At 37.2% G+C, this 11,785-nt stretch carries 7 protein-coding genes; 4 read left to right on the top strand and 3 right to left on the bottom strand.

Translation table 11 applies throughout. The features are described 5' to 3' along the window. Positions 1-413: 413 nt before the first annotated feature. Positions 414-1,802, bottom strand: a complete 1,389-nt coding sequence (locus QMN76_RS10500; RefSeq protein ID WP_051462113.1) for a sugar porter family MFS transporter — start codon at positions 1,800-1,802, stop codon at positions 414-416. Between the two features lie 541 nt (positions 1,803-2,343). Between QMN76_RS10500 and phrB the strand changes: the two genes are divergently transcribed. Next, positions 2,344-3,765, top strand: a complete 1,422-nt coding sequence (phrB, locus tag QMN76_RS10495; RefSeq protein WP_282024378.1) for a deoxyribodipyrimidine photo-lyase — start codon at positions 2,344-2,346, stop codon at positions 3,763-3,765. Positions 3,766-3,799: 34 nt separating this feature from the next. Here phrB and QMN76_RS10490 read toward each other — a convergent pair whose 3' ends face one another. Together QMN76_RS10490 and clpB are read right to left on the bottom strand one after the other, a co-directional pair. Continuing rightward, complete coding sequence (locus QMN76_RS10490) at positions 3,800-6,127, bottom strand: Hint domain-containing protein (protein WP_282024376.1); 2,328 nt, start codon at positions 6,125-6,127, stop codon at positions 3,800-3,802. 213 nt (positions 6,128-6,340) lie between these two features. Beyond that, a complete protein-coding gene (clpB, locus tag QMN76_RS10485) occupies positions 6,341-8,947 on the bottom strand; it encodes an ATP-dependent chaperone ClpB (protein ID WP_034340928.1) in 2,607 nt (868 codons plus the stop codon). A gap of 474 nt (positions 8,948-9,421) precedes the next feature. On the opposite strand from clpB, the gene QMN76_RS10480 reads away from it, so the two are divergent. From QMN76_RS10480 to QMN76_RS10470, 3 genes are read left to right on the top strand one after another with little or no spacing between them, the layout of a single operon-like run. Further along, positions 9,422-9,670: a FeoA family protein gene (locus QMN76_RS10480; RefSeq protein ID WP_282024373.1), complete on the top strand. Its 249-nt coding sequence runs from the start codon at positions 9,422-9,424 to the stop codon at positions 9,668-9,670. Between the two features lie 4 nt (positions 9,671-9,674). Next, a complete protein-coding gene (gene feoB / locus QMN76_RS10475) occupies positions 9,675-11,522 on the top strand; it encodes a ferrous iron transporter B (protein WP_282024400.1) in 1,848 nt (615 codons plus the stop codon). 14 nt (positions 11,523-11,536) lie between these two features. Then, the gene (locus QMN76_RS10470; protein ID WP_282024371.1) at positions 11,537-11,755 is read left to right on the top strand and encodes a DUF6587 family protein; all 219 of its coding nucleotides are present in this window, start codon (positions 11,537-11,539) and stop codon (positions 11,753-11,755) included. Positions 11,756-11,785 lie beyond the last annotated feature (30 nt).

The raw sequence follows: 11,785 nt of genomic DNA, 5'->3' as shown, positions 1-11,785 counted from the left end.
TAAGTTAAATAAAAACATTGTTAAACCAAAATTATCAGAATCACAAAAAAAATAGAATCATTAAACTCCTTTAATAAATACCTTCGTAATCTTTAAAGAATAAATATGCATTTGCGTCGAACTTGCTGAATTAATATGTAATGAACAAATCAAACGCCCCTTTTAAGTAAGACATATAAATTCATTTTAAATAAAATATTTAATACACATACCCAGAGCTTACATTATTAAATGCTGCAATGTTATGAAGCCAAACGCTTCTAAAATAGTCACACTCAGGGGAAATTAGTAAAATTCGCTATATAATAATACAATAACAAATTTTCGCTACACTAAACTCTAAGATGTAAATGAATAGAATAATAATTGTATTTAGCAAGTTTAACCATTATTCTATTCTCACTTTATCCCTATTATTTTTGTTGAAATGGATAAAATCTATTGGCTCTGAGATCACCCTCAATTTCTTCTAGAGACTTACCTTTGGTTTCTGGAACCAGATAGTAGATGAAGACAACAGCTGCAATCGAAATCAATGCATATAGCCAGAATGTATAAGTGGCTCCTAGGGCAGTTACTAAACTTAATGTTGTCAAGGTTACAATCAAATCAAAAAACCAATGACTAAATGATCCTAAAGATGCCCCTTTACCCCGAACGAACAAAGGATAAACTTCGGCATTAATAAGCCAAATACAAACACCAAAACCACCACAGTTCAACATTAGATAAGCAGCAAGGCAAATAACAACCATGGTTCTACTGACATCTGTTTGAGGACCGGCACCCATAAACAGGTAACCCATCAGAATTAATGCCACAATAGAACCAGGGATTGTCCAGAGCAAATAACGACGACGACCTATTTTATCAACCAGGATACTACCTATCATAGTCATAATAACAACCAGTATTGTACTACAACCTGTACCTAAAATAGCTGTTTTTTCACTAAATCCTGCTGAAGTTAAAATAGTAGGTGCATAATAGATCAAGGCATTATTTCCTGTAATCTGTGAGAACATCGCAATCGATGCTCCAACAATCACAGCAGGTCTAATCCAAGGTTGGGCAAGGTCTTTCCAGGTTCCTTGAGGCTGATTAGATACGGTATGGATTTCGTCCATTTCTGCATGAACCACCTCTTTACTTGAACGCAAACGGTTTAAGATTGTAATTGCTTCTTGATCTCTGTGCTTCATCACCAACCAACGAGGGCTTTCTGGTAAAAAAAACATGCCAGCCAATAAAATAGCCGCAGGAACAACACCAAGACCAAACATCCAACGCCAATGATCGCCCAACACAAAGCCACTGAAATAAGCAACCGTAATCCCAAACACGACCATAAATTGGAATAAAACTACCATCTTACCCCGATGTTCAGGAGGAGCAACCTCTGCAATATAAACAGGAATAATTTGAGTTGAGCTTCCTGCTGACAATCCAAGAACAAAACGAGACAAAATCAAAAACTCTATATTATGTGCAAATGCAGAAGCTAATGAGCCCAAGGCAAATACAATACCTACAGCAACAACCATAATTCGGCGGCCAAATTTATCAGATAAAGGTCCTGTTCCCAAGCAACCAAATAAAGCACCAAAAATAATGCCCCCAGTAACCAATTGCTTGGTAATATCATCCATAGCAAATTGTTTACCTAAACCTAAAAGGGCAACACCGATTACCCCAGTATCATAACCAAATAGCAGGCCGCCCAAAGCAGCAATTACAGCAATGACAATAACCACACCATTATTGTGTGGCGCATGTGTATCATGATGAGCTCGTGTTGTCATGAATGCGTTCCTATGAAATATATTGATATATTCTAGCTAGATTGTAATATACTGATAAAATAGAACGCGCATATTGTAATGGTTTTATTTTATCTTAATCTATACTTTCACAATATATTTACTTTGTTAAATTATCACAATAAATTTATTAAAAATGTGCTTATTAAGATGCTTACTTCAAAATAGTATTAGTCTCTTATCCAAACACAATATAAAATAATATTTTTCTTCATTTGATCTTGTCAAATTCGTATAAAATTTGTTGATATATATCCTGACTTTTAAAGAATATTTATAAGCAAATTAATAATACGTTTCGAATATACTAAAATTTATTTATTTGTGAAAATAAAAAAGCTAAGCTGTCTAATTCCTAAAGATAAAAATATTATTTATTGCAAAATTGATACTTAATTTTACTCTACAAATATTTTATATTGCTGCATAATCTATTTAATAAAAGTATAGCTTCTTGAAACTTAATTATGGCAGATTCAAAAGAATATTAAAATGCACTGCCAAATATTAATAAGGCACTTTCATGACAACAAATTTAATCTGGTTCAGAAATGATCTGCGTGTTACAGACAACCCTGCATTAACCAACGCTTGTAAAGATCAAAATGCAACAGTAATTGCGCTTTATATAGCGACACCTGAGCAGTGGAAAATGCATCATATGTCTGCAAGGCAAGCATACTTTATTCATGTTCGACTAACAGAATTACAAAAAGAGCTGGCTGAACTGAATATTCAGTTACTTTATCAAAGTTGCAATAATTTTACGGATAGTATCGACGTTATTGATAATATTTGCCAAGAATATCAAATAAATCAGCTTTTTTACAATCGTCAATATGAATTTAATGAACATAAACGCGATTGCTTATTAAAGAAAAAATTAAAAAATTCTGTCAAATGCATTGAGTTAGATGGAAATCTCTTTACTATCCCATTGACTATTCGCAATGGTAAAGGAGAGATGTATAAAGTCTTTACTCCTTTTCGAAATACATTCTTAGATCAATTTATACAAACCGATTATCATTTATATGAACAACCTGAACCCAGAGAAAACCAAAAGATCAAAAGTAAAAAAATTCCTGCTTTTGATTATCCTACAGAGAAGTTTGAGTTCTTTTCTCCCATTACCAAAAAAGCGTTACAAAGATTAGAAGAGTTTTGTGCTGAAAAGGTTGAAGGCTATACTGAGAAGAGAGATATTCCCAGCCTTGATTATACCAGTCAACTTTCTGCTTATTTAGCATTAGGAGTTTTATCAGTCAGGCAATGTTTACACTATTTAACTCAGGAATATCCACGGTTTTGGGAAAATCAAAAAAGTGGTGCTTTTTCCTGGTTCAACGAACTGATTTGGCGTGAATTTTACCAACATTTAATGGTTGCTCATCCCCGCTTGTGCAAACATAAACCTTTCATTGAATGGACAGACAACATCCAATGGAAAAATAATAAAGATCATTTTGAACAATGGAAAGCAGGCAATACAGGCTATCCTATTATTGATGCAGCCATGCGTCAACTCAATCAAACAGGGTGGATGCACAATCGTTTACGTATGATTACCGCCAGTTTCCTAGTTAAAGATCTATTGATTGATTGGCGTTGGGGAGAACAATATTTTATGTCTCAATTAACCGATGGTGATCTGGCAGCGAATAATGGTGGATGGCAATGGGCAGCCTCTACAGGAACAGATTCCACGCCTTATTTCCGTATTTTTAATCCAACAACACAAGGACAACGTTTTGATCCAGAGGGTATTTTTATAAAACAATGGCTACCAGAATTAAAACAAGTTCCAACAAAACTAATTCATACCCCTCATCAATGGGCAGAAAAAGTTGGAAAGCCTTTAAACTATCCCAATCCGATTATCATTCATGACATAGCAAGAAAAGTAACGTTAGAAGCTTTTGAAAAGGCTAAGAAGACGGATTGATTATCGATAATCAATCCGAAACCTAATAATATTACTAAACAGCTATACGCTTTTCATCGTGCATTTCTTCCTTAATAATATAAGGACCTGCTTTGATAATTTGAATGGATATTTCAAATGAATGATCCATATTATACACATCCAATGGCAAAAAAGCACAACCTTGTGTCCAACGATACAAAGATTGCTCTTTTACAGACCATCCTTGCAAATCTTCTTGTTGTAAATATTTTGTAATTGGATAAGCACCATGTTCATTTAATACACTAACCTGCCCAACCAATATACCAAAAGAATGGCGATTATTCTCAAACGGACCAATCACATCACAAGGGCGACTTTTCCTGGAAACAAGATAAATATTTTGGGTATTCGCTGGTAAAGTAAAGATCACTCGGTCATCCTCTACTCGGCTTTGATAAATTTCTTCACCTTCTTCGGTTAACAAATACAAAGCCGGATCGTTTGAGAACGTAAAATGACGCTCATTTCGAAGTAATAATTTTTGTTTAACTGCACGTTTGTCTAAATCGTTAAAAACCGCTTCTACAACAGAACGTTCAACCATCAAAGGTACCGCTGCATCCTGTTCCCACGTCTTCACTTTAGGATCCAAAACAACAACTTTTTGATCCCTATTAAATCCATAACGATTGCCCGTATTTAAATAGCTTTCTGTTAACATACCATCCGCCCAAATCACAGAATGGTCTTCGGTTTCAATATGATAATAATCATAAGATGTCATAGAATAATCATAATAAATAGAACGACCATTCACCAACATACGTGCTGGAATAAAATGCCCATCAATAAATAAACAATGTTCTGCCGTAATCAATAAATCCTTGTTTGGAACGCCTTTTTTAAAAGCATCTTTTACAATACGAACAGGATAGCCAGCTAAATCATCAGTTAATTTAGGATTTACACGAGCTGTTTGATGGCCAACCCATACCACTTTCTTTTTAACTTTTGTTTTTGTCTGAGGATCATAAGTTAAAACCATATCCCCCACCTGAATATCCTCAACCACACAATCCCCTTTACCCATCTTAATCATCGTGCCTGTCAAAAAACAAACAATCATGGTTAAATCACCATTCGCATCACTGCCTAAACTATAACCCGTTTGTTTAATGCCAATCATGTTTAACGTAACAGAAGTGCCATTCAGTAATTGCAAAATAATATGATCATCATCGGGATAACTTACAGAAGAAACAATCCCAGCCTTCAATCCATCAATCGTTACTTTATCAGATGAATCCGCACCCAAACCAGAAAAACCACTAATAACCGTCGTAACACTCGTATTCGTACCAAGCGCATCCCTATTTTTGGCATAACCAGATATAATTAATCCACTATTATTATCACCAATTAAATCAACCGACCCACCATTCGATAAACCAATCGTCATACTGCCACCAGCATCTAGCGCAACCACACCTTCTATTTTTGCAGCATTTCCAACTGATAAGTAACCATCAGAAGCAATTTGAATATTCCCCTTAGCAGTGCCATTTAACTCTAAATATCCAAAAAAACCAACAGTCACATTACTAATTGTTCCACCAAATTCAACAAAAGAAGATGTATGATTATCTAACTTAGTATCATTAGCTATACCCCCTGAATATACATATTGTCGTCCATTAGTTGAAATTTGTGTAGAGTTAACAACACCACCGTTATAAACATATTGTACAGCAGGGTAACTAAGCACTTTTCCTAAAACTCCTACCAAACTCACATTGTTTGCAACCCCACCAGAGGAAACATATTGTTCACCTCCAAAAATTGTACCATTTGTAACCGTTCCGCCATCTAAGACATATTGTTTTACCTCAGCAACATCTATTTTAAGTTTTTGAGAAGCTTCATCCAACGAACCTGCTAAACCCGCAGTAATATTAAAATCACTTACTACCCCTCCTCCAGAAACATATTGCAACAAAGTATTCTCTGCATATGAAACAATACTGTTACCTATAACAGTCGAATTAGGCTTCATTTGTTGTATAGCTAGCCATGCAGTCGCGCCTGTCACCGTTCCCCCAATAACATATTGCGCACCATTGGATATGGTTGTATTTGTATCAATCCCACCAGAGTAAACATACTCAGTTGCCCCCCCATCAATAGTTGTCTCGTTTGCACTACCTCCTGATGAAACAATGAGTTGCCCAGAGCTCAGTTTAAGTCCACTCACAGCTTGCCCAGCAGACACTATCACTGTTGGGTTAATTTGCTCAGCAACAGGGGATATCTTACCTGCACCTTTAACAATTATATTTGAACTCGTGTCACCACTGATCACTGAACTATCTACACTATTTTGGCTAATTACTTTACTCATTGCTCTCATTCTCCATCGTCATGCGGTTTGCGCAAATTTATATTTTTTTGGTTTAAAAGTTATTCTCATAATTATAATATGATTTATTCGTTACTATACTACTATAATTTCTTAAAATATAGATTTAATCAATTCAAATTAAAAAAGGTAAGCATAATATAAATGCCTACCTTTTCTTCAACTTATTATACAGATTATATCAGTCAAAAATCATTATCCCAGATCAGAACTCTGCTGACCTTTGATAACCAACCCTTTCTCATTAGCACTGACAGGAATATCCTCACCATCGTAAACATCGCCTTGCAAAACCAATTCCGCCAATTGGTTTTGCAAATTACGCTGAATAACCCGTTTTAATGGGCGAGCACCATAAACAGGATCATACCCAGCCTCTTCCAACCAATGATGTGCCTTTTCATCAAGGTTCAATTTGATTTTACGATCAGCCAACAGGGTTTGCAGACGACCCAATTGAATATCAACAATCTTTGCCATATCTGCTTTTTGTAAGCGACTAAATAGGATAATTTCATCTAATCGGTTTAAAAACTCTGGTCGGAAATGCGCACGGACAACTTTCATAACGTCAGCCTCAACCATATCGGTTGTTTCACCATCAGGCTGATTGGCCAACACATCAGAACCAAGATTACTGGTTAAAATAATCATTGTATTTCTAAAGTCGACTGTACGTCCTTGACCATCAGTTAAACGACCATCATCAAGCACTTGTAATAAAATATTAAAGACATCTTCATGTGCTTTTTCAACTTCATCAAACAAAATAACTTGATAAGGACGACGTCTTACGGCTTCAGTTAAAACACCGCCCTCTTCATACCCAACATAACCAGGAGGTGCACCGATTAAACGAGATACAGCATGTTTTTCCATGAACTCACTCATATCCACACGCAACAATGCTTTTTCATCATCAAACAAGAAATCAGCCAATGCTTTGGTCAACTCAGTCTTACCAACCCCAGTTGGGCCCAAGAATAAGAATGAGCCAATTGGACGATTAGGATCTTGTAATCCTGCACGGGCACGACGAACTGCATTTGATACTGCTTTTAATGCAGCTTCTTGTCCAATAACACGTTCACGAAGCTCATCTTCCATACGAAGTAGTTTTGTACGCTCGCCCTCCAGCATTTTATCCACTGGAATACCTGTCCAACGAGAGACAACCCCAGCAATTTCATGATCTGTAACGGCTTGAGATACCAACTGTCCAGCCTCTGGATGCTCATTATTTTTGCTTTGTGTATCCTCAATTTGTTTTTGCAAATCGGGAATAGTGCCATACATAAGTTGAGACGCTTTGGCCAAATTACCTTGACGTTGTGCAACTTCAACTTCAGAACGTGCTTGATCTAACTGTTCTTGTAGTTTTTGCACAGCATTGACTTGTTCTTTCTCTGCATGCCAAGCGGCTGTCATCGCATCAGATTTTTCTTCTAATGCTGCGATTTCACTTTCCAACGTAGCCAACCGTTCTTTACTGGCAGAATCTTCCTCGCGTTTTAATGCTTCACGTTCAATTTTTAATTGAATTAAGCGACGATCTAACTCATCCAAAGCCTCTGGTTTGCTGTCAATTTGCATACGCAAACGGCTGGCCGCTTCATCAACCAAATCAATGGCTTTATCAGGTAAAAAACGATCGGTAATATAACGATTAGATAAGGTCGCAGCCGCAACCAAGGCACTGTCGGCAATACGAACCCCATGATGTAATTCATATTTTTCTGCGATACCACGAAGAATAGAAATCGTATCGGAAACAGAAGGCTCACCAACAAACACGGGTTGAAAACGACGAGCTAATGCAGCATCTTTTTCGATGTATTTGCGATATTCATCCAACGTTGTCGCACCAATACAATGCAAAGTGCCTCGTGCTAATTCTGGTTTAATGAGATTAGAAGCATCCATTGCGCCATCAGAGCGACCAGCACCAACAATCGTATGCATTTCATCAATGAATAAAATAATTTTTCCTGCTGCTGTTTCGACTTCTTTAATAACCGCTTTTAGACGCTCTTCGAATTCACCTCTAAATTTAGCACCAGCAACCAAAGCACCCAGATCCAAAGCCAAAAGCTGTTTATTTTTTAACGCTTCTGGAACATCTCCATTCACAATCCGCAGTGCTAATCCTTCAACAATGGCGGTCTTACCAACGCCAGGTTCACCAATAAGCACAGGGTTATTTTTGGTACGACGTGCAAGGACTTGAACTGCACGGCGAATTTCCTCATCACGTCCAATGACTGGATCCAACTTACCTTGACGGGCAATTTCGGTCATATCACGTGCATATTTTTTTAACGCGTCAAATGAAGCCTCTGCATTCGCAGTGTCGACTTTTCTGCCTTTACGAATTGCATCAATCGCATGCGATAAATTTTGTGCAGATACACCATTTTTCTGCATTGCATATCCAGCAGGGGTATCAGACGCTGCAATCGCTAGTAACAAACGATCTTGAGCAACGTAAGTATCCCCTGCTTTGGTTGCTTCTTGCTCTGCATTATCCAATACGCGAATAAGTTCTGGTGTAGCTTGCGGTTGTCCTGCACCGCCCCCTTGTACTTTTGGTATTGATGCTAATACATGCTCAACTGCACCTTGAATGATTTTAGGATCCCCACCGGCAGCACGAATTAATGATGCCGCAGCACCCTCTTCATCATCCAATAATGCTTTTAAAAGATGTTGAGGGGTTAATTGCTGATGAAACTCGCGAATTGCAATAGTTTGTGCAGCTTGCAGAAAACCTTGTGAGCGTTCAGTAAATTTTTCAATATTCATATTGTTGTCCCTTAATTTTTAGGCGACAAGCCTATTTTTCAATAACGTCCCAATATTAGGCAACGTTCATTATGATTATATCTTGATTAAATTTGAATATAATTAAAGAAAATAACAAGAGTGTTATGAAGCATCAAAATCTATTTTGACCTCCTCTATATTATTCTAAGAACAAAGAAACCTTTCATTTCTTTATCTATGTTTACTATACATCATTACTCGTTACAAAAGAAGAGAAATATTTAAAAAATAAGAATTTTTTATAAACCTTTCTACCGCATAATTTAAGCAATATTTTATGAATAACGTTTATCTTTATCCCCCTAAAACCCATAAAATTCAGTCTATTTTCATGATTATTTTATTCTATATCGGAACTTTTTGAGTTATCTGAAGCAAAGCTGGTGACAGCCACAAAAAAATCTGGCATGTTTAAGAACGCAAATCATTCTTAATATACGGGCCATATTTATAATGAGCACATTTGATTTAAGCACTTCACCACCTGGAAAAATTTGTATTATTGACCATGTAAAAGATCTGCTTTCTCCTGATCCTATTGCTAATCGTTTACGTGACCTGGGTTTTGTTCCTGGTGAAAGCGTGAAAATTATTGCCTTTGGCCCCTTTGGTGCGAACCCCATTGCGGTTCAAATAGGCTCCACCCGATTTGCCTTGCGTCGCAATGAAGCCGCAAGGGTCATCATACGTGCAGATTCATAAAATTATGACAGATTCAAATAATAATACTTACTCAAGAATTGCTTTGGTTGGCAATCCAAACTGTGGAAAAACAGCTTTATTTAACCAGCTGACAGGCAGCCGTCAAAAAGTAGCAAACTATGCTGGCGTTACTGTAGAGCGTAAAGAAGGGAAGTTTACCAGCCCAGAGGGACGTTCTGTAACAATTATTGATCTTCCTGGTGCTTATAGTTTAAACGCCACCAGTCCTGATGAAGAAGTTACTCGGGATATGTGTATGGGCACATATCGCAACGAAGCCGCTCCTGATGCGTTGATTTGTGTTATAGATGCGACAAACTTGCGACTCCATTTACGCTTTGCTTTGGAAATATGTCGCCTAAAACGTCCGACTATTATCGCTATGAATATGAGTGATATTGCCAAAAAACGTGGTATTGAAATTGATATTCCTAAATTAGAATCTATTCTTGGAATTACCATTGTTCCCACTGTTGCCACTCAGAAAAATGGTGCTAAAACATTATTAAACGCTGTTGATCATTCTTTTAAAACGCCTACTATTGAATTAACGGATGAAACCGACCTACATGTTGAAGTGCGACGCCTTTTACTCGAATGTGTAACAAATACTTTTCAAACTTCTGTTCATTTTGATGAAAAAGTAGACCGTTGGGTTTTACATCCTATTGTTGGCCCTATCCTCCTGCTTGCTTTGCTTTTTATCATGTTCCAAGCTGTATTCTCTTGGGCGCAACCTTTTATGGATGCAATTCAAGATTTTACAACATGGCTTGGAACACAATTATCTTATTTGTTACCAGATGGAATGTTACGAGGGCTGTTGGTTGATGGTATTTGTGCTGGTGTGGGGACAACATTTGCATTCCTTCCACAAATCTTAGTTTTATTCTTGTGGATTTTATGTTTAGAAGAATCTGGATACTTACCTAGAGCAGCATTCTTACTGGATCGTATTATGGCTTCTGTAGGGCTGAATGGGCGTTCCTTTATTCCTCTTTTATCCAGCTTTGCATGCGCTATTCCAGGCATCATGGCAACCCGCACCATTCCGAGTGCCAAAGATCGACTTGTAACTATTTTAATTGCGCCTTTAATGACGTGTTCAGCACGTTTGCCCGTATATGCGTTACTAATTGCAGCTTTTATTCCTCATAAAACGATAGGGTATATATTTAACTTACAAGGAATTGTACTCTTTGCGTTGTATTTTTCGGGAATAGCAGCGGCTTTTCTGGTTGCACTTATTCTTAAAAAAGGCAAAAGCAGTTATGAAAATTCTCTGTTACTTGAGTTGCCATCTTATCGTTTTCCAAACATACGTTCGATTGTTTTTGGATTATGGCAGAGGATAGAAATCTTTGTCTCTCGCGTAGGGAATATTATTTTAACTGTCAGTATCTTATTATGGGCTTTGTCGAGCTTCCCAAGCCCTCCAGCAGGAGCTACTGGCCCCGCAATTGATTTCAGTTTCGCGGGTATTATTGGTCACTGGATTCAACCTCTATTTGCACCGATTGGCTTTAATTGGGAGATCTGTGTTGCTTTGATCTTAGGATTGGCTGCTCGTGAGGTGGCAATTACCTCTTTGGCTACAGTCTATGCCGTGGGTTCTGTTGATACCGATGCCCCAACGCAACTGATTCACTTTTTATCTTCACAATGGAGCATCCCTACAGGTCTGGCTTTTCTGGCTTGGTATGTTTTTGCTCCACAATGTTTCTCAACACTTGCTGTGATTAAAAAAGAAACTGGCTCTTGGAAAATCGTGATTGGCACAACGGCTTATCTCTTTTTCTTAGCCTATTTTAGTTCTTTTGTCACATGGCATGTGGCCTCGTTATTCTTTTGATAGGAGGATATATTATGCAAACTGCTCTTGTTATTATCATTGTAAGTTTATGCGCTTTATTTTGGTTAAATCGTTTTTTCCCAAAAATTGGAAAAATATTATGGCAAGGAACGGCTGGTTTATTAAAATTAATCCATGCCCCTGCACCAACCCAACAATGGGCATTAAAACATTGTACCTCAACCACTAAGAGTGGATGTAGTGCTTGCAATAAATGCAGTAAGTGTCATTAGTTCGATAATATATAGTTATCTTTAAAAAAT

The organism is Commensalibacter papalotli (ex Botero et al. 2024) (assembly GCF_947179115.1).
GTDB classification, from domain to species: domain Bacteria; phylum Pseudomonadota; class Alphaproteobacteria; order Acetobacterales; family Acetobacteraceae; genus Commensalibacter; species Commensalibacter papalotli.
The sequence above is the reverse complement of the archived record's forward strand: the minus strand, read 5'-3'. Positions and strand labels throughout refer to the sequence as shown.